This window comes from Enterococcus sp. AZ120, assembly GCF_050546165.1.
Taxonomy (GTDB): Bacteria; Bacillota; Bacilli; order Lactobacillales; family Enterococcaceae; genus Enterococcus; species Enterococcus faecalis.
This window is the reverse complement of the sequence record NZ_CP172950.1, coordinates 395,606-413,781: the sequence shown is the minus strand read 5'-3', so window position 1 is coordinate 413,781 and position 18,176 is coordinate 395,606. Positions and strand designations below refer to the sequence as shown.

General features: G+C 38.5%; 19 protein-coding genes. 5 read left to right on the top strand and 14 right to left on the bottom strand.

Annotated features, from left to right (window positions below; all coding sequences use genetic code 11):
- Window positions 1-21 precede the first annotated feature (21 nt).
- On the bottom strand, window positions 22-756 hold the full coding sequence (locus IGJ46_RS02085; RefSeq protein ID WP_002355501.1) for a pseudouridine synthase: 735 nt from the start codon (window positions 754-756) through the stop codon (window positions 22-24).
- A 108-nt stretch (window positions 757-864) separates the two neighbouring features.
- Complete coding sequence (locus IGJ46_RS02080) at window positions 865-2,514, bottom strand: putative polysaccharide biosynthesis protein (protein WP_002364837.1); 1,650 nt, start codon at window positions 2,512-2,514, stop codon at window positions 865-867.
- 203 nt (window positions 2,515-2,717) lie between these two features.
- Here IGJ46_RS02080 and IGJ46_RS02075 point away from each other — a divergent pair, with 203 nt between their 5' ends.
- Entirely contained in the window at window positions 2,718-4,244 is a 1,527-nt protein-coding gene (locus tag IGJ46_RS02075; protein WP_256356964.1) for a UDP-N-acetylmuramoyl-L-alanyl-D-glutamate--L-lysine ligase, read from the top strand.
- A 66-nt stretch (window positions 4,245-4,310) separates the two neighbouring features.
- Here the strand turns inward: IGJ46_RS02075 and IGJ46_RS02070 are convergent, their stop codons facing one another.
- Window positions 4,311-4,883, bottom strand: coding sequence for an alpha/beta hydrolase (locus IGJ46_RS02070; RefSeq protein WP_002358653.1), 573 nt, complete (start codon window positions 4,881-4,883; stop codon window positions 4,311-4,313).
- Window positions 4,884-4,913: 30 nt separating this feature from the next.
- Here IGJ46_RS02070 and IGJ46_RS02065 point away from each other — a divergent pair, with 30 nt between their 5' ends.
- Both IGJ46_RS02065 and IGJ46_RS02060 read left to right on the top strand, forming a co-directional pair.
- The gene (locus tag IGJ46_RS02065; RefSeq protein ID WP_002361234.1) at window positions 4,914-5,888 is read left to right on the top strand and encodes a ring-cleaving dioxygenase; all 975 of its coding nucleotides are present in this window, start codon (window positions 4,914-4,916) and stop codon (window positions 5,886-5,888) included.
- A gap of 112 nt (window positions 5,889-6,000) precedes the next feature.
- A complete protein-coding gene (locus IGJ46_RS02060; RefSeq protein ID WP_002355495.1) occupies window positions 6,001-6,174 on the top strand; it encodes a hypothetical protein in 174 nt (57 codons plus the stop codon).
- A gap of 75 nt (window positions 6,175-6,249) precedes the next feature.
- On the opposite strand, the gene IGJ46_RS02055 is transcribed toward IGJ46_RS02060, so the two are convergent.
- From IGJ46_RS02055 to IGJ46_RS02045, 3 genes are all read right to left on the bottom strand, one after another.
- Window positions 6,250-6,720, bottom strand: coding sequence for a C-GCAxxG-C-C family protein (locus IGJ46_RS02055; RefSeq protein WP_002384891.1), 471 nt, complete (start codon window positions 6,718-6,720; stop codon window positions 6,250-6,252).
- Window positions 6,721-6,772: 52 nt separating this feature from the next.
- Window positions 6,773-7,501: a YebC/PmpR family DNA-binding transcriptional regulator gene (locus IGJ46_RS02050; protein WP_002361233.1), complete on the bottom strand. Its 729-nt coding sequence runs from the start codon at window positions 7,499-7,501 to the stop codon at window positions 6,773-6,775.
- 130 nt (window positions 7,502-7,631) lie between these two features.
- The gene (locus IGJ46_RS02045) at window positions 7,632-8,141 is read right to left on the bottom strand and encodes a VanZ family protein (RefSeq protein WP_002366143.1); all 510 of its coding nucleotides are present in this window, start codon (window positions 8,139-8,141) and stop codon (window positions 7,632-7,634) included.
- 127 nt (window positions 8,142-8,268) lie between these two features.
- Here IGJ46_RS02045 and IGJ46_RS02040 point away from each other — a divergent pair, with 127 nt between their 5' ends.
- Complete coding sequence (locus IGJ46_RS02040; protein WP_218391410.1) at window positions 8,269-10,095, top strand: M3 family oligoendopeptidase; 1,827 nt, start codon at window positions 8,269-8,271, stop codon at window positions 10,093-10,095.
- A 24-nt stretch (window positions 10,096-10,119) separates the two neighbouring features.
- On the opposite strand, the gene IGJ46_RS02035 is transcribed toward IGJ46_RS02040, so the two are convergent.
- The 8 genes from IGJ46_RS02035 to IGJ46_RS02000 all read right to left on the bottom strand — a co-directional run bounded on the left by IGJ46_RS02035 (window position 10,120) and on the right by IGJ46_RS02000 (window position 17,546).
- The gene (locus IGJ46_RS02035; RefSeq protein ID WP_010822530.1) at window positions 10,120-11,460 is read right to left on the bottom strand and encodes an MATE family efflux transporter; all 1,341 of its coding nucleotides are present in this window, start codon (window positions 11,458-11,460) and stop codon (window positions 10,120-10,122) included.
- A gap of 174 nt (window positions 11,461-11,634) precedes the next feature.
- Window positions 11,635-12,285: a uracil-DNA glycosylase gene (locus tag IGJ46_RS02030; protein ID WP_002378001.1), complete on the bottom strand. Its 651-nt coding sequence runs from the start codon at window positions 12,283-12,285 to the stop codon at window positions 11,635-11,637.
- A gap of 87 nt (window positions 12,286-12,372) precedes the next feature.
- Complete coding sequence (locus IGJ46_RS02025) at window positions 12,373-13,773, bottom strand: aminopeptidase P family protein (protein WP_033785790.1); 1,401 nt, start codon at window positions 13,771-13,773, stop codon at window positions 12,373-12,375.
- Between the two features lie 12 nt (window positions 13,774-13,785).
- A complete protein-coding gene (locus IGJ46_RS02020) occupies window positions 13,786-14,547 on the bottom strand; it encodes a DeoR/GlpR family DNA-binding transcription regulator (RefSeq protein WP_033785787.1) in 762 nt (253 codons plus the stop codon).
- Window positions 14,548-14,666: 119 nt separating this feature from the next.
- Window positions 14,667-15,512, bottom strand: coding sequence for a VOC family protein (locus tag IGJ46_RS02015; RefSeq protein WP_002355476.1), 846 nt, complete (start codon window positions 15,510-15,512; stop codon window positions 14,667-14,669).
- A 42-nt stretch (window positions 15,513-15,554) separates the two neighbouring features.
- Window positions 15,555-16,151: a nitroreductase family protein gene (locus IGJ46_RS02010; protein WP_002392657.1), complete on the bottom strand. Its 597-nt coding sequence runs from the start codon at window positions 16,149-16,151 to the stop codon at window positions 15,555-15,557.
- 170 nt (window positions 16,152-16,321) lie between these two features.
- On the bottom strand, window positions 16,322-17,257 hold the full coding sequence (locus IGJ46_RS02005) for a LacI family DNA-binding transcriptional regulator (protein ID WP_033785785.1): 936 nt from the start codon (window positions 17,255-17,257) through the stop codon (window positions 16,322-16,324).
- A gap of 4 nt (window positions 17,258-17,261) precedes the next feature.
- On the bottom strand, window positions 17,262-17,546 hold the full coding sequence (locus tag IGJ46_RS02000; RefSeq protein ID WP_002366136.1) for a hypothetical protein: 285 nt from the start codon (window positions 17,544-17,546) through the stop codon (window positions 17,262-17,264).
- Between the two features lie 114 nt (window positions 17,547-17,660).
- Between IGJ46_RS02000 and IGJ46_RS01995 the strand changes: the two genes are divergently transcribed.
- Entirely contained in the window at window positions 17,661-17,996 is a 336-nt protein-coding gene (locus tag IGJ46_RS01995) for a hypothetical protein (protein WP_002358645.1), read from the top strand.
- The last annotated feature ends 180 nt before the right edge of the window (window positions 17,997-18,176 follow it).

The window sequence follows — 18,176 nt, the reverse complement described above, 5'->3', positions numbered from 1 at the left end:
AGGGCTGGGTTTTTGTTTATTTTAATTGAGGTATGATTGTTTAGGTTGTAGTTGTTGCAATTCGGCTTCTGTTAAGGGCCGATATTCCCCTAGTTCTAACGTTTCATCCAACCATAGTTCGCCCATTCGTAATCGTTTTAAATACGTCACAGGTTTGCCTACAGTGGCTAACATCCGTTTGACTTGATGGAATTTCCCCTCTTGAATCACTAAACGGACTACGGAAGTCCCTTCTTCCTCATTGATCGTCTCAATGACTAAACGACTTGGTTTAACCATTTCTCCATCTTTCAAGGCAAATCCTTGCGCAAACAGTTGACAATCTTCCGCTGTCACAAGTCCCTCAACTTCAGCTAAATATTCTTTATCCACATGCTTTTTAGGCGATAATAATTGATGCGCTAACTGGCCATCATTTGTTAACAGAAGCAAGCCTTCGGTATCTTTATCCAAGCGACCAACTGGGAACAAGTCGGCACGGTAATCCTGATCAGTTAACAAGTCAATTACCGTTTCATCTCGCTGATCTTCCGTCGCAGAAATGACACCTTGTGGTTTATGCAACATGTAATAAAAGAATTTCTGATACGTAAGAATTTCTCCCATCAAGGCAATTTGATCTGTTTCTTCGTTTACTTGTGTTTTGGCTTCTTTTACGACGTCACCATTCACCGTAACGACTTTTTTCTTTAACAATTGTTTGATTTCTTTACGACTACCGATACCAACATCGGCTAAAAATTTATCTAAACGCATCGTCATTCCTCTTTCCTTTAAAAAAATAGCTTGGGACATAAATCGAATCGATCGATGTCTCAAGCCTTGTCTCTTAAGAGAATCTGCTGAAAGGAGTTCAATCAGCTATTATTTAATATTGAATTTTGCACGTAATTTTGCGGCATTTTTCCCTAATAAACGATCAGCTAAGCGAATCTTCAAGACCGAATAGCCATAAAAAGCGCCTCCTGCAGCAGCCACAATTACAACGATAATGAAGGCTTGGAAACGTCTAGTTGGATCTAAAAATAGATACAGGAACTGACGGAAAATCAAAGCGATAATCATCATGATGACTGTAATACAGAACATTAACAATGTTCGCCGTAAGGTTAATTTGTAATTAAAACGTGTCACTTGACGAATTCTTCTTAGAATCAATACGCAAGAAACCGTAAAGCCAATCATCGTTGCTAATAACGGACCGTAAACTTCAAATAAACGGATTGCGGGGAATTGCACGATTAATTTCACTGCTAAACCAATTCCTAAATAACGCATTGCGTCACGATTTTCATACATCCCCATCAACATATTTGACACTAACATATACAAGCCCAAGAATAAACTAGCGTAACAAGCTTGCACTAATAAAGAAGTACCTAAAGCATCTGGCATGTAAAAAACAGTGTATAGTGGTTGCGCTAAAACAATCATACCGAACGTTGCTGGCAACATTACAAACACAAAAAGTTGTAAATTATTACTAATCAAACGCGCTAACTCACGGTGATTTTTTAAGGTGACCGCTTCTGTAATCAACGGTAATCCAGTAGCCGAAATCGAAGTTGCTAAAGCCACGACAATCATGGTTAATTTGTCCGGATTAGCATTAAAAATACCGAAAAGCTCTCGTAATTGGGTATCTGAATAATCCGTAAACAAACGCATAAAGTTTGAGAAAGTAAACTGATCGACAAGTTTAAAAACCGTCACCCCTGAGCCAACTACGATAAAAGGAATCGCCTCTTTAAAAGTTTCAATCAATAACTCTTTTGGAGCAATTTCATGTTCATTGGCGCTGTGTTCTTCTAAATAATCAAATAATGGTTTTTGTTTGTACATGTAATAACCTAAAACCGCAAAACTTGCGAGCATCCCAATAAATGCCGCAAAAGTGGCTTGGGTCACCGCTGTAACGTAATTACCTTCAAAGACTTTCATGATAATAAAAGCAGTTAATAACATGTAAAAAACTCGTGCTACTTGTTCAACAATTTGTGATAAAGCAAAGGGCATCATTTCTTGATTTCCTTGGAAATAACCGCGAATGACACTCATGCTTGGGAAAACTAAAACGGCTAAACTTAATGAACGCATTGTTGGAACTAATTCAGGCCCTCCGCCAGACAAAGCTGCTAATGCCGGAGATGCCAAATACATCACAATAGCAAAAACCACACCTAAGCCACCCATTAGTTGTAAGGCACGATAAAAAAGCTGTCGACTAATTTTATATTCGTTCAATGAATTATAATGCGAGGTCTGCTTGGCAATCGCACCTGGAATTCCGGCGGTAGAGATCATTAGGAATAAGGCATAAATCGTATACCCCATTGAAAACAAACTGTTCGCTTCGTTTCCGTGCTCGCCCATCCAAGCGTACCAGGGGATGATGTAAATCGCCCCTAACATGCGGGAGATAATATTACTAGCTGTCATCCAAGCTGAGCCTTTGACCATTTTTTCTTGGTTCGTCAGGATTGGTTGATCAACTGAATTTGGTTGATTGATCATTTTGTCCTCCAATATTCTTTGAGTATGCTTTCTTTATTTTAATTGTTCATCTTGGGATATGCAACGACTTTCTCGAAGAATTATCCTATTTTAACATTTCTCATGGATTTTCTCACGCTAACGAGATGGTTTTTTTAAAAGAAAAATAATGCTATAATGACATCAGTTTTGAAATTTCGTTGAAACGTTTGGAGGCAAAAAAAGTGACGATTTCATTATTCGCAATTCGCGATTGCTTAGAAAAAGAAGATTTATTAAAAGAATTTATTTCACCAGAAGGCTGGCACTTGACTCTTTCCGACACGTTAGGTCAACGAGAAGTAATGGCTCTTTCTTACGATTCGAGAGACGTAACAGCAGAAACACTCTTTTTTTGTAAAGGATTAAACTTTAAAGAAATCTATTTAGAAAATGCTGTAAAAGACGGCCTAGAAATCTATGTTTCTGAGGTGCCTTATGAGGTTCCAGCACAACTAGGAATTATCGTGACTGACATTAAAAAAGCAATGGCTGTGTTAAGCATGGCTTTTTATGATTATCCACAAAATAAATTAAAACTGATTGGCTTTACTGGAACCAAAGGTAAAACAACAGCGGCTTATTTCACCAAATATATTTTAGATGTTGCTACACAACAAAAAACAGCCTTGCTTTCTACCATGAATTCGACATTAGATGGCAAAACATTCTTTAAATCTGCCTTGACTACACCCGAATCTTTGGACTTGTATCGAATGATGGCAACCGCTGTTGCTAACGGGATGACTCATTTTATTATGGAAGTTTCTTCCCAAGCCTACAAAACTAATCGTGTCTACAAGTTATTTTTTGATGTCGGCATTTTTTTAAACATTACCCCCGACCATATCAGTCCAATTGAACATCCAACCTTTGACGATTACTTTTATTGCAAACGTCAATTGATTACACATTCTAAAGTCATTGTGTTGAATCACGAAGCTGATTATTTTCCATTACTTAAAGAAACCGCACAACAGCAAAAAGTCCCTGCCATTGTCTATGGCAGTCAGCCAGCTTCAGAAGTTGACTATTCATTCGCTGTTTCTTCAGAGGATTCCTTACGTTTTATCGTTGAAAGTCCTGCAGATGCGTTAGGATTGGCTGGCTCTTATCACCTTCGTTTAGGTGGTGATTTTAACAAAGGTAATGCGTTAAGTGCGGCGATTGCTAGTGTCCTTGTGGGAGCTTCAAAAGAAGAGTGTCAACAAGGGATCGCAGCAACCACCGTCCCTGGCCGGATGGAATCTTTAACGAATACCAACGGTGCAACCGTCTATGTTGATTACGCTCATAACTATGACAGTTTGAAGAATCTTTTAACCTTTGTCCGTGAAGAACATCCTGACGGCCGCTTAATTGTTCTTGTCGGTAGTACGGGAGACAAAGCGATTTCTCGCCGCAAAGACTTTGGTAGGGTTCTTTCTGAATTGGCTGATGTTGCAGTCCTAACAACCGATGACCCAGCCAGTGAAGATCCAGCAAAAATTTGCCAAGAAATTCAAGCCCATATTACCAAAGAAATGCCTGTTTACACCATTTTAGATCGTGGCGAAGCAATTGCTCACGCATTATCTTTAAGCACAACGGCTGATGATGCGATTGTCTTAGCTGGTAAAGGCGCCGACCTTTATCAAAAAGTAAACGGCGTAGATGAACCTTACGCAGGAGACTTTGCCCTTGCGGAAGCTTTCATTAATAAAAAGAACTAAATCATTTAAACACACATGAAAAAAACAAGCTGCAACCACTTATCAGCAAAGGTTGCAGCTTGTTTTTTAAAGAACTTCTTTTATTTTCGTTACTTCTTCTTCTGATAAGCCATGACCGCCATCCACTAGTAAAAAGTCGACTGGAAAATGTTTCTTTAATTGATTAGCTAAAGAAAGAACTTGTCCCGGAATACTCAACTCATCCTGAGCCCCTGTTGTGACAATCACTTTTGTCGCAAACTCACCAGATACATATTGATAGCCTAAATTGCTTGGATGCAGTAAAATAACAGTGTTAGCAATAGTTGGGTTCTTTTCTAACAGGCCTAAAATAAAATTGGCACCGTTAGAGTACCCTATAAAAATAACTTCATCGTATAACTTTTGCGGTTGCCAAACTTCTTCTAGAAACGCCGTCACTCGCTCATCAAAGTTAGCACGAGGTAATGCTCCATTGACTAATGGCGCAAAAAAGCGTCGCTGTTCGCCTACACCTTCTGTCCCTAAGTAACTTAGAACACTCGCTTCTGGGTAAAGGGTTGCGATGGTGGTTAATAATTGATATTCATTGCCACCAGTACCATGGAAAGCGACAACTAATTGATTAGGTTTCGACCCTTTTTGAAAAAATTGTTTCATTTAATAAACCTCCAAGAAAGGAATTTTACTATGTATGCACAAATTCATCACATCTCTATTTTAAATCGATTGATAAAGCCTACATTTGACTTCTATCATAATACACTGGGATTAAAATTACTAATGAAAACGATCAACCAAGATGACCACACCATGTATCACTTGTTTTTCTCAGATAATGAGCAACGAACAGGTACCGAATTAACTTTTTTTGAATTGAATGATGGCCAAGATCAATCCTTTGGGACAAATACGATTGAACGAACTATTTTAAAAGTACCAACGCGCGCCTCTTTGGATTTTTGGGCAGAACGTCTTGAGCAAGCGGGTATCTGCCACTATGGTGTGGAAACATTTAACCAACACCCAATTTTGCGTTTTGAAGCGCCCGATAATACACAAATGGCGCTTGTTCCGTTACGTGAATTTGAAAATGCGGAAGATTATTTTCCAGCTGAGCATGCTGAAATTCCAGTAGAACATGCAATTTTAGGCATTGATGCAATTCAATTACGCGTCCAATATGCCGCAGCTACCAAACAACCTTTAGTGGATTATTTACATTGGCATGAAAAAGAAACAGTACCTTTTTTTGAAACTGCGCATGAAGTAACCGTTCTGGAAAATCATCATCCACAGTTTTATCAAGAGGTGCATATCATTGATGACCGTACCAATCCGCTTGCCATTGAAGGAATTGGTGGCGTTCATCACGTCGCCTTTGGGGTGGAAGATACGCAAGAATTAACGCAAGTTGATAGCCTGTTAGAGGAAAAGAATTTTACAAACTCAGGAATTAAAGACCGCGAATTTTTCAAATCATTGTATTTTAGAGAACCGAACCACTTGTTATTTGAAGTAGCCACACAAAAAGGCCTGCTAGATGCCGAAGCCTATGAAAATCAAAGCTCAAACTTTGATGAAATCCCCCTTTATTTGCCTCACTTTTTGGCAGATCAAAGAGAACGAATCGAAGCGATTTTAGCACAACAACGCCATGAGTAAACAAAAATAGCGGTTCTAACCGCTATTTTTGTTTTTTAATATCCTATTATTGCCCTTTTTTGAAAAAAAGGAGTACACTAATAGTAGATGAACTGCGCAAGGAGGTGAGTACATGTTATCTAAGGAAGAAGTTCTACACTTATTGAACGAAGCAAAAAAAGAAGTCGATCGTTTAGAAACAAACCGCCAAGAAGATTTAGGTAATTCAATCAACTATATTGAAAATGAATTACAGCTCCAACGTGTCTTATCTCAAGTGGAAGCTTATGAAAAAGTACTTGGTTAATTGATTACGCATTAAATGAGAGAGGAGCAACCAGATTCAGGTGAATGAATCTGGTTGCTCCTCTCTCATTTTTTACTAGACTAATTCGTAAGCAAGTTCTCGTGCAATAATTTTTGCGGTTGTTTCAGCGATTTCTCCAGTAAAGCCAATGCATTGTTCCATATGTTCAGGTGAACCCATCGTCATTTTACTTGTCAAAATACTGCAGCAAACCACTCGATGCTTTTGTCGAAAACTTTGATGCAATTCGTTGGCTAAAGCCATCGTTTTATTTACTTGTTCTCCTTTGGCTTCTGTCCGACCAAAAAAGTAGCCCAGACACATAACCCCGCCTGAAAGAGCACCACAAATACACTTCGCTCCTCCAACACCTACAGGAAACCCAGAAGCCATGGCCACAGCTTCAATGGGAATCTCCGCATCGAAGTGTTGCCGAATGGTCGCCACAATCGCTTCCGAGCAATAAAAATCACCGTTACGATAATAGGCTTCCGCTTCTTCCCTGATTGCTTGTAAACAAATTCTCTTTTTCAAAATTCCCTCCATTCTGTATCCGCTTTCGTTTTATGAATAAAAGGACGCCAAGCATCCCTTTATTTTATAGATTTTCTGCAGAGGTAAATACTTCTGACACATCATCATCGTCTTCTAACTTGTCAACCAAGCGCTCTAATTGCGCTTTTTGTTCATCGTTCAAGGTTAGTAAGGTTTGCGGAACCATTGTTAATTCAGCTTGTGCTAATGAATAACCTGCTTGTTCTAAAGCATCGCGAACCGCTGTAAAATCTTCTGGTGCTGTGTAAATTTCAAATACTTCTGGTGATGTTTCTAAATCCTCGCCGCCTGCTTCCAAAACGACTTCTAGCATGTCGTCTTCCTCAATTGCATGATCTTCTCGCTTAATGACAATATAGCCTTTACGATCAAACATATAATTCACCGAACCCGTTTCACCTAAAGAGCCACCATTTCGAGTAAACGCGACGCGAACATTGGTGGCCGTTCGGTTGCGGTTATCTGTTAGTGCATGAACTAAAACTGCCACGCCACCTGGCCCGTATCCTTCATAAGTTACCTCGTCATAATGTTCCCCTTCACCAGCACTACTGGCTTTTTTTATGGCGCGCGCAATATTATCATTGGGCATATTGGCTGACTTAGCTTTATCGACTGCTAAACGTAAAGCAGGATTCATTGCGGGGTCAGGGCCACCTGCTTTTGCCGCCATATAGATTTCCCTTGAAACTTTTTGGAAAATTTTCCCACGTTTGGCATCTTGCGCATTTTTACGCCCTTGAATGTTGCTCCATTTGCTGTGTCCTGACATCCTTGATTCCTCCTGACTTTTCGTTACTATTCTCCTTTATTCTACTCTTCTTTTCAGTTAGGAACAAGCGCTACCAAAAAAAGACCCTCGCTTATCCATCTTTCTGACGAATAAACGAAGCTCTTCTAAATTAGCGTCTTCTTTTTTTATTTTTCTTCAAACCATGAACCACCAAACAAATAACGATGGCTGTCAAAGCACCCATGGCATCCAACATAACATCTTGAAAAAGAGGGGTCCTTCCGCCTGTGATCATTTGATGAAATTCATCTAAACCTGCATAGCCAGTAGCAGCTAGCCAGGAAACAACAGCTGTTAAAAACAGACCTTTGATTCTTGGCACTAATCCAATAAACCAACTACCACCTAATAGAAAATACGTACCAAAATGGGCTCCCTTACGAATAAAAAATTCAACAAATTTACTATAACCACTAGCTTGAATGCTCACTTCACTGCCAGCATATTGAAAAGAAATATTTTTTAATTGTTCTTCAAAAGGATGACTGCTCAGAAGTTTATCTAAAAGACCAACTTGTGATTGCTGTTCATACGTCTGTGATGAACTGAAAAATAAAATGGCCATAATAACAAACGCAATGACTAAATATAAATTACTATCTTTCAAATAATTTTTCATATAATCCTCTTTTCTTGGTTTCAAGTTGCCCCGTGCCTGCCACGGAAAATTCTTTTTTATTATAGTCGGTTTCGAGGGAAAAAGAAACAACTTCTCTTAGGTCTTATGATATACTGAAAAGAAAAAAATGAAAGAAGGATTGGATATGACCTATTCTATTACATGGGATTTAGACAGTATTTTCCCCAATGGGAGCGAGTCCAAAGAACTTAGCCAACGAATGACTCAATTAACCGAACAAACAAAAGAGTACCATCAATTAATCACAAAATGGACACCAGAAAGTGCCCAAGGCAAAGAACAATTTGCTGAAATCTTAACGTTACAAGGGAAAATCTCAAATGGCTTTTCACAATGTAATAGTTTTTTAACTGCTTTAATTTCTGCTAATACTAATGATACCAAGGCCAAAATTTTATCAGGCGATTTATACAATCTATTGCCAGCGATTCAATTAGCTGAAACCATTTTTACTAAAAAAATCACCGAGATTTCAGCAGAACATTGGCAAGCCCTGTTAGCCGAAGAACCGTTCAAAACAATGGCTTTTCGCTTAAATGAATTACGCCGTGATGGAAAAAAACTGCTTTCCGAACAAGAAGAAAATATCATCAATACGCTTTCTCTAGATGGGTTAAATGCTTGGAGTACACATTACGATACGATTGTTGCTTCCATTGTGATTCCTTTTGAAGAAAAAGATGGCTCTGTGACAGAACTATCTGCAGGCCAAGCCTTTAACCGCATGATGGGAGATCCTGACAAAGAGGTTCGTCAACGTTTGTTTACAGCCTGGGAGAAAGCTTGGAGTAGCAAAGCTTCAATTTTAGCAGACACCCTAAATCACTTAGATGGGTTCCGTTTATCTGATTACAAATTGCATGGCACTACAGATTATTTAGAAAATCCCTTAAACTATAATCGAATGAGTCAAGAAACATTAACGGTTATGTGGGAAACCATCCAAAAAAATAAACAACCATTCGTCGACTTTCTAACGCGCAAAGCGCAATTATTCGGTAAAGAAAAAATGGATTGGCAAGACCAAGATGCGCCAATTATTTTAGGTGATTTAGAAGAAAAAACGTATTCCTTTGATCAAGCCGCTGCCTTTATTTTAGAAAATTTCCGTAAATTCAGTCCAAAAATGGCCGATTTTGCCCAAATGGCTTTTGAAAAAAGTTGGATTGAAGCTGAAGATCGTCCAGGCAAACGTCCTGGGGGTTATTGTACAGAATTACCTGAAACACAAGAGTCGCGGATTTTCATGACCTTTGGCAATTCAATCAACGAAGTAGCTACTTTAGCCCATGAATTAGGTCACGCTTTCCATAGTAGCGTGATGTGGGATTTACCTTCATTGAATCGAGAGTATGCCATGAACGTAGCAGAAACAGCTAGTACCTTTGCAGAATTGATTGTTGCTGACGCCACCTTAAAAGAGGCCAAATCAGATGTTGAAAAGATTAACCTTTTAGACACAAAAATGCAAAATGCCATTGCTATGTTTATGAACATTCATGCGCGTTTTATCTTTGAAAATAATTTTTATCAAGCGCGCCAAAAAGGTTTAGTAGCGGAAGAAGATATTACTGAATTAATGTTAGCGGCGCAAAAAGAAAGCTACAAAGATAGTCTTGGCAGTTATCATCCTCATTTCTGGGCGAGCAAATTGCACTTCTTTATTGATGATGTACCTTTCTATAATTTCCCATATACTTTTGGCTATCTATTCAGCATGGGTATCTATGCGTATGCCAATCAACAAGGCAGTTCTTTTGAAGACCAATACATTGCGTTATTAAGAGACACTGCTTCGATGACAAGCGAAGAATTAGCGAAAAAACATTTAAATGTTGACTTAACAAAACCTGATTTCTGGCAAGCCGGCATTGATCAAGTCCTAAAAGATGTGGAACAATTCATGACTTTAACTGAAAACTATGTAAACTAAGCAAAAAAGAAGCAGTAACCAACATCAGGTTACTGCTTCTCTTTTTTTCAAATAGTTTCGATACGCAAGGTAGCCCACAAGCATTAGTCCAAACGTAACAAATTCAACTACTGGCATGGCTAACCAAACACCGGTTAATCCTAGTAATTTCACCAAAATAAATAAAACTGGCACAATTAAAAAGAACCCACGCAAAGAGGAAATCATTAGCGCCATTTTCGGTTTACGAACTGCCGAAAAGTAATAAATCCCCATAAAATTCAATCCTGTAAACAAGAAGGAAATCGCATATAAGCGGATGGCTGTCCTAGCAATTTGCGCCAACTGGTCGTTCCCTTCGCTATTAAAGACCTCAATAATTTGTCCCGTAAACACTTGACTGATTAAAAAGAACAGGAAGCCGGCGACCAAGTACGTAATAAAGCTAAGTTTAACAAATTTACGCAACACCTTCGTTTCCCCTAAACCATAGTATCGGCTGAGTAATGGTTGCGCCCCTTGCCCAATCCCTGTAAAAATGGCAATCACAATAATATTGAGGTTGGCAACAATCGCATAAGCTGAAATCGCCACATGACCAACTAAGTTTAACAAAACAATATTAAATAAAAACATGACAAAGGCCGAAGAAAATTCATTTAAAAAGGAAGAAAAACCAATCGACATAATTTCTCGAACATCATGGAATTTCACTTTAAACTTTTCAAAACGTAAAACTCGTTGCGGCGACCACTTATGCAACGTAATCAGGATTAAGCTTGTTAACGGTGACATCACCGTTGCAATGGCCGCACCTGCCATACCCCACCCAAATTGATAAATAAAGACATAATCCAAAATAATGTTGACAATTCCCCCACTGACAAAAGCAATCGTTGCCAAACGAGGATTATGGTCATTTCTTAAAAAAGTAATCAGGCAATTGTTTAAAATAAATAATAATGAACAGCTAAGGTAAATCATATAATATTCCTTTGCCAAACCAAACAAGACACCGGTCCCCTGAAGTCCCCGAATAATTTGATCGGAAAAAGTCAAGCTCGCTAAAGTAAAGAGACTCCCTATAACGAAAACTAACCCAATCGTTAAACTAAAATACTGATTGGCTTTTTTGATTTCTTTTTGCGCAACCGTGGTCGAAAACAACGTAGCGCCGCCAACGCCAAACATCCAACCTAATCCATTAATAATATTAACGAGTGGTAAGACAATGTTAAGCCCCGCCAACGCCTCGGTGCCGATTCCATTTGCAATGAAAAATGTGTCCGCCAAAATAAAAATTGATTGCGCCGCCATACTTAAAATTCCTAACAGAACATTTTTATAAAACAACGCAGTAAAATGGTTTTGCTGTGTTTGCTCCATACCCAAATCTCCTTCTAACAAAAAAAGGACTCATTCTTTTTGCTTCAAGGCTTACGCAAAAATCAGAATCCTTCAACTATTCAACCCAGCGATTAAATAATCTGTCTATTTATTGATACTTCTAGGGTAGCATTCTCTCTTCGAAAAAACAACCATCCTTTTATTTTTCTCATTTTAAACTTTCTTAAGCAGTTGCAGTTGTTTTTGAACCACTTGCCAATCTTCTTTCACGACTTCTTTTAAACGATAATTATAAAAGACAGCCGCTGGATGGAAGAGTGGAATGATTTGATAGGTTTTCTGCGTCCAATGATAATTTTGTGATTGCTCATCAAATGTTTGAATGGGCGACTGAATGACCGTTCCGTGCACTGCAGTGATTGTTGGCTTTGGTCCTAAAAGTCGTTGCAACCCAATATTCCCCAGTGTCAAAATTAGTTCAGGTTGGCAAACAGCGATTTCCCAATCAAGCAAAGGCGCAAAAATTTTGATTTCTTCTTTGGTTGGCGTTCGATTAGGAAATTTGGTTACTCTTTCTCCCGTTTTTGCAATCTGCTTTGTTTTTACAGAAAAAGGTCGACTCCTAACCGCACTGGTGATATACACCGTTTCACGACTTAAGCCAACTTGTTGTAATTGTTCCATCAACAATTGACCTGAACGCCCTATAAATGGTACGTTTTCTTTAATTTCTTCTTTTCCAGGGGCTTCCCCAATCAGCATCACTTTTGGCTGTTGCGAACCTTGCCCTTCCACAAAACCTTCTAATGGTAAGTCTTTCGCTTTAGCTAAAACTGCTTTTTTCAGATGTTCAGGATAGTGCATTTACCATCACGCCTCTCTTCTGGTGTTCTTCCTTCGCTATATTGATTATAAATAGGACCCAAAAGAAACTCAAAAAAAGGGACCTACTCATTTAGGAGCTGGTTTTTCTACACACAAAGCTTTGTCTTTAGCTAAATAAAAAGGCCGTAAGTAACCAACTAAATTAGACATTGGTAAAACCTCCGATGGTAAATCAATCTTTAATGTCTCCTTTAAATAGGCTTTGCGTGTCGTAATCCGTTGCCACATGTCTGGATAAGTTTGCTGAATCTCTTTTTGCAATGTTTCATCAGCCAAAGCCACACATTCTTCTGCACTCACCCCTGTATAACCAGGTACAGAAGGAATAATATCCACTTGAAAGAGCATGCCACTTTCCAAGCGAATGGCTGAATCTGGATAAATAGGCGACGACATCCATTCATCATCCGAAACTAAATGCCCAGGATTCAAATGCCAGTGATAGATTTCTTTTGGTAACTGTTCTTCAATCGCTTGGTACATTTCTCGCCCTAACAGTCCGATTCGAATGGTTTCAAGCCAGTGAACGACAGCTTGAAAATAGGGTTTTGCTACGCGCTCTAAATAATCACGTTGCGCTTCTGGCAATTGCTGCTCGTTTTCAATAACAAAACCTGTTCGGCTAGACAAGCCGCCTTTGTAGCCTGTAGTTAATGATAAGGCATCACCTAACTGAATTTCTTTGGCAGTCGGATACATGTTTGCATATTCAAAACGTTGACCAGTTGCCGCAATGGTTACTACCGTCGGCGTTTGACCTTCATCATTTAACAAAGCCCCAATGTCCGTTTCACGCTGTCCTATTTCAATTGCATTTAAGGCCTTTAACATACTGCGAGAAGCCAAATTCGCCCCATATTCATAGTGCGCCAATTCGTTAGCATTATTTGTTGTGCGGGCCCCCTTTGCTCCAATCAATAAGTGGGTCCCATTTAGTAAACGAGCTTCTTTCGGCAGCGCTTTTTTCAGTGCTTCGACAATAAAATATGGCACATCAAACATAGTAGCAGGTTCTTGCTGTTGTGTTGTAAACATTTTCCAACCAACGATACCTATTTTTTGAGCAGTTTCATCGAGAAGCGTTTCAAAAATCTGCGACAACTTTTGTTCTCCAGCCATTGGTTGATTCGGTAGCGAAAAAGCTGGATAATGAATTAAATCGGCTGAGATGCGGGCATGTTGGCACAGTTTTAAATTTTCATTACCTAAAATAAGTGTCGCCATACCATCCTTATTTAACACAAGGAGTCCTTCTTCAAACCTCGGAATAAAGCCAGTTAAGTATTCAAAATTACTGCCATGCTCTTTGTCTGCATAGAAAACTAATTGATCGAATTTTTCTGTTTCCATTCGTTGTAATACTTTCTGCTTGCGCGCCATCATCGTTTCATTCGTCAAATACGTTGGAAAAACATTCTCAAAAACAGTAGGTTCAGCAATATGTGTATAATTAATTTTTCGCTTCATTATTATCCTCCATTATTCATCTGCGACAATCAACGTTATGCCTGCTTGCGCTAACTGTTCACAGAATTTTTCATCAGGTCGTGTATCTGTCACTAAACAATCAATTTCTGTTAATTCGCAAATTTTAAATAAACCCGTTTTGTTTAATTTCGTTTGGTCTGCTAAGGCAATGACTTGTTTGCCTTGTTGAATCATTCGCCGTTTGACTTGACCTTCTTCTTCTGTGTGAATAAATAATCCTTGTTCAGATAACGCAAACACACCTAATAATGTATAGTCGGGGGCAAATTCCCCAACCTTAGCGACTGTTTCCGCCCCAAACAAAAAGAGTTGTTGTTTATGCAGTTGCCCAGGTAATACTGTAATTTTTGTTTGATCCATTTGCGCTAGAAGTAGCGCATGACTGAGAGAGTTCGTGATCGCGTGAATCGGACTATTTTCCATCGCTCGAATAGCTGCTTCCACCGTGGTTGATGAATCAAAAAAAATGGACGCTTGTTTGGGAATATTTGCCCAAACTTTTTGGGCAATGGCTTGTTTTTTCTCTGGATGCTTCATTATTCGTTGAGCATAATCATAAATAGTTGCTTCAGACTGCACTGAGATAGCGCCACCATGCGTTCTCTTTAAATGTCCTTCCTTTTCTAAACGAATTAAATCTCGCCGAATAGTATCTTTTGAAACGGAGACTTGCTCCGCTAACGCTTCCATGGAAATACTTTTTTGTTCATTCACTATTTTTTGAATCTTGGCTAAACGTTCTTCAATCAACATGCTTCCTCACCTCTTCTAAGTAAAGATAGCACCTTTTGCATCATTTTGCAAATAAATGCAAAACAATGCAAAAAAACTAGTCCTTCATTTTCTAACGAAGGGCTAGTTTGAGAGTGGTTTTAATAGGTAAATTGAATAATCATGCCGCTAGGATCTTCTAACGCAAGTAAATGATCTTTGGCAATAAAATGTAACTTTGCTTCTTCCGCATTGGCTTGGACGATCTCTAAATCTGCCGCAGTTGGTAAACGGAAGGTGTAATTTTCTAAGCCAAATTGATTTTCTTGAATCGTTGGCAGCTGTTTGCCGCTCCATGTATTTGTCCCAATATGATGATGGTACTGACCCGCTGCAAAAAACTTCGCTTGTTGACCAAAGTTAGACTTTAAGCCAAACCCTAAATTTTTATAGAACGTTTCAGTGGTATCTAAATCGGCCACTTTCAAATGAATGTGTCCAATTTTAGAACCTTCGGAAATTCCTAGCCAGTGACCGTCAGCTTCTGCAGCTAAACTATCACCGTCTAATTCTTCTGTCACACCGATAATTTCACCATTTGGACGAATATCCCAGACTTCTTCTGGTTTATCCCAATAAATTTCGATGCCATTATTTTCTGGATCACTTAAGTAAAGGGCTTCACTATAGCCATGATCTGCTGCGCCAATTTGCACATTTTCCTGCAAAAGCCACAGCAACATATTGCCTAAATCTTTGCGGGTTGGTAGCAGGAAAGCAATATGGTACAAGCCAGTGGTACCCTGATTTTCTTCCCCTGCTGTTAGTTCTTTTAAGACAAGAATTGCATCGTTGGTGCCTTGTGGCGCTAGCCAAGCACGTCCCTCTCCTTGTTTTAAAAGTTTTAAGCCAATTGTTTTCGTATAAAAGTTTACCATTTTATCTAAATCAGCCACTTTCAAAGTGACTTGTTGAATCCCAATATTACTTGGTAATGCTTGAACCATTTGCTTTCACTCCTTTCCTCTTTGTTTTACTAAAGCAATGATTTAGTTGAATTCTTTAAAACGAGCACTATCTTCCATGTATTCTTTTTCGCCAGCTGGCGCTTCAATGGAACCAATAACCATTTGTGCACGTAAATTCCAGTTTGCAGGAATTGACCATTCTGCAGCAACCGCTTCGTCAATGACTGGGTTGTAGTGTTGTAAGTTTGCGCCAATATTTTCTTGCGCTAAGGCAGTCCAAACGTTCGCTTGTGTTAAACCAGTTGCTTGTTCAGACCAAACAGGGAAGTTATCCGCATATAATGGAAAGCTATCTTGTAAGTTTTTCACGATATCTGTATCTTCAAAGAATAAAATTGTGCCCGCACCAGCTGCAAAACCTTGTAATTTAGCTTGTGTGTTTGAAAATGCTTCTGCTGGAGTTAATGGTTTTAAGGCATCTTCAGTCATTGCCCATAATTTTTTGTGAGCATCGCCGAATAAGAACACAACACGTTGTGTTTGAGAGTTAAAAGCTGTTGGACTTTCTCTAACAACTTCTTTTACTAAAGCAGTTACTTCTTCTTTTGAAATTGGTAAGTTTTCTCCTAAAGCATAGATTGAACGACGGTTTTTCATCATTTCAGTAAATTTTGACATAATATGTTCATCCTTTCGAATTTCCTCAGTAAATTCATTTAATTTTGTTTACATGCTTACTATACTACCTTACTAAAAGTAAGTAAAGCTTTTTGTCTTACTTTTTGTAAGTTTTTTTATTTTTTAGCGAAAAACCTTATTCTACCAAAGAAAAAACAACCAGCTTTTTTCTAAGAAAAAGAAAAATCTGGTTGTCGATTAATAAATGTAGAAGTCAATTGAATCGTTTTCGGCCGTTTTTCTTGAAATAAGTGTGTGGCTTTTTCCCCTAATTCCATTAATGGATGACAGATTGTTGAAAAATTTAAAATTTCACTTAATAAAGTTTTTTCCTGTCCCACTAAAAAGAGTGGTCTTTCAATAACGGCTTGAATCCCTGCGGCAATTTCATCACCGTTGGTCACAACCGCTTGGAGCGTTGGATCTTGCCCACAGTGTCGTCCTACTTCACACCCATCTTCATAGGTTAAACAGTCCTTAAATAACCGATTTTCAGGAATCACTCCATAAATTTCCTGATATGCGTCAACTAAATAGCGTGCGCTTGTACTTTTTTCTGGTGCACGGTTAATCGTAATTGCCACTTCACTACATCCTTGTTGTTTCAACGCTTGGAAAACCCGCCGATAAACGGTTAAACGATCGATATAGATACTAGCATAACTAGGGTCTTCTATTTTTTCACAAAAAACAACTTGCTCTTTATACGGAGCAAACACACTTAAAGGATTTGCCTTTGACAAAACAATCATGCCATCAAACGCACCCGTCGCCATTTTTTCCAAGTAACTTTTTTCAACTTCTTTATCATAATCCGTTGGTAATAAACTGACCATCATCCCTTGCTGAAATGCTTGGTGGATAATCCCACTTAAAATAGCATCAAAATAAGGTTGATTCGTGTAAGGAACCATGACACCTAATGTATTACTTTTCCCAAAGCTAAGATTTCTCGCTAATATATTGGGCTTATAGCCCAACTCATCGATAATTGCTTGGATTTTCAGTCGTTTTTCTTCAGAAACATACGGATGATGATTAATCACACGCGAAACAGTCGTAACTGAAGATCCTGAAAGGCGCGCAATTTCTCGAATTGTTGTCATACTTTCACCTCATTACTTTACAAAATTGAGTTAAATAAGGCACAATTCCTGTTCCGTAATCAACAAAACGATAAAAGGTCTCCTGCCAAGCAAAAGAAATTTCCTGAATATCCTCCTGCTGTGTCAAGTGCCACTCCGTTATCTGATGGTACGGAATTTCTTGATGCCAAATCTTATAGTATTTTTTGGGACTATTTAACTGCAGACTTTTGGCCGTCGTAGTCACCGAGACAAAATAGTAATCCATACCAAGTCTATCGCTTATCTCCACTATAACATTCATTTTCATGCCCTCCAATATTTTGATACACATAGCTTACCTTATGAAACGCGTACCAGAGCAAGAGGAAAAATAAAAAAAGTGAGACCATGTTATACTAGATGTATCATATAAAAGCAAAGGATGAGTGCAATGGAAACTGTTACAGTAGCAACAAAAAGCGACTTACTAACAAATTTGAACAAGCAAACAGATGAAATCATTATCTCGGGGGCACTTGCACAAGAAATTTACCACTTAAAAAAACAACAATTAACCGAAACGGAAGAAATGGGCTTCTTAGTGGGCAGCCAAGGTGCTGGCTCATTTTTAACCTATTTAATCGAGAAGTTATCCTATATAAATTCGGCGCTATCACCAGAAGAACAAAAAATTGAACATGCGATTTTGCGTTTGTATGTTATTAAAAAATTAACTCCAGAAACTACTTTATTACGTCTAAAACAGTTAGATTATTAAAATTTTATTTAATCAAGATAGACCAATTCCCTGCGTACAACGAGTCCCTTTCATTAATCACTTGATATAATTACCTTTATTCAAGTTCCCACCATTGTCATTATCGATTAACCAATGGTATATTAGAAGTAACAGATAAGTCATTTTATTTGAAAAAGTGTTTGGGAAATGTTTGGGGAG

Excerpts from the sequence above, each read along its gene's own strand:
- IGJ46_RS02000 (WP_002366136.1), bottom strand. The coding sequence starts at position 17,546 with ATGAAAATGAATGTTATAGTGGAGATAAGCGATAGACTTGGTATGGAT.
- IGJ46_RS02035 (WP_010822530.1), bottom strand. The coding sequence starts at position 11,460 with ATGGAGCAAACACAGCAAAACCATTTTACTGCGTTGTTTTATAAAAAT.
- IGJ46_RS02055 (WP_002384891.1), bottom strand. The coding sequence starts at position 6,720 with ATGGAGGGAATTTTGAAAAAGAGAATTTGTTTACAAGCAATCAGGGAA.
- IGJ46_RS02040 (WP_218391410.1), top strand. The coding sequence starts at position 8,269 with ATGAAAGAAGGATTGGATATGACCTATTCTATTACATGGGATTTAGAC.
- IGJ46_RS02080 (WP_002364837.1), bottom strand. The coding sequence starts at position 2,514 with ATGATCAATCAACCAAATTCAGTTGATCAACCAATCCTGACGAACCAA.
- IGJ46_RS02025 (WP_033785790.1), bottom strand. The coding sequence starts at position 13,773 with ATGAAGCGAAAAATTAATTATACACATATTGCTGAACCTACTGTTTTT.
- IGJ46_RS02015 (WP_002355476.1), bottom strand. The coding sequence starts at position 15,512 with ATGGTTCAAGCATTACCAAGTAATATTGGGATTCAACAAGTCACTTTG.
- IGJ46_RS02085 (WP_002355501.1), bottom strand. The coding sequence starts at position 756 with ATGCGTTTAGATAAATTTTTAGCCGATGTTGGTATCGGTAGTCGTAAA.
- IGJ46_RS02065 (WP_002361234.1), top strand. The coding sequence starts at position 4,914 with ATGTATGCACAAATTCATCACATCTCTATTTTAAATCGATTGATAAAG.
- IGJ46_RS02020 (WP_033785787.1), bottom strand. The coding sequence starts at position 14,547 with ATGTTGATTGAAGAACGTTTAGCCAAGATTCAAAAAATAGTGAATGAA.
- IGJ46_RS02060 (WP_002355495.1), top strand. The coding sequence starts at position 6,001 with ATGTTATCTAAGGAAGAAGTTCTACACTTATTGAACGAAGCAAAAAAA.
- IGJ46_RS02030 (WP_002378001.1), bottom strand. The coding sequence starts at position 12,285 with ATGCACTATCCTGAACATCTGAAAAAAGCAGTTTTAGCTAAAGCGAAA.
- IGJ46_RS01995 (WP_002358645.1), top strand. The coding sequence starts at position 17,661 with ATGAGTGCAATGGAAACTGTTACAGTAGCAACAAAAAGCGACTTACTA.
- IGJ46_RS02010 (WP_002392657.1), bottom strand. The coding sequence starts at position 16,151 with ATGTCAAAATTTACTGAAATGATGAAAAACCGTCGTTCAATCTATGCT.
- IGJ46_RS02005 (WP_033785785.1), bottom strand. The coding sequence starts at position 17,257 with ATGACAACAATTCGAGAAATTGCGCGCCTTTCAGGATCTTCAGTTACG.
- IGJ46_RS02050 (WP_002361233.1), bottom strand. The coding sequence starts at position 7,501 with ATGTCAGGACACAGCAAATGGAGCAACATTCAAGGGCGTAAAAATGCG.
- IGJ46_RS02045 (WP_002366143.1), bottom strand. The coding sequence starts at position 8,141 with ATGAAAAATTATTTGAAAGATAGTAATTTATATTTAGTCATTGCGTTT.
- IGJ46_RS02070 (WP_002358653.1), bottom strand. The coding sequence starts at position 4,883 with ATGAAACAATTTTTTCAAAAAGGGTCGAAACCTAATCAATTAGTTGTC.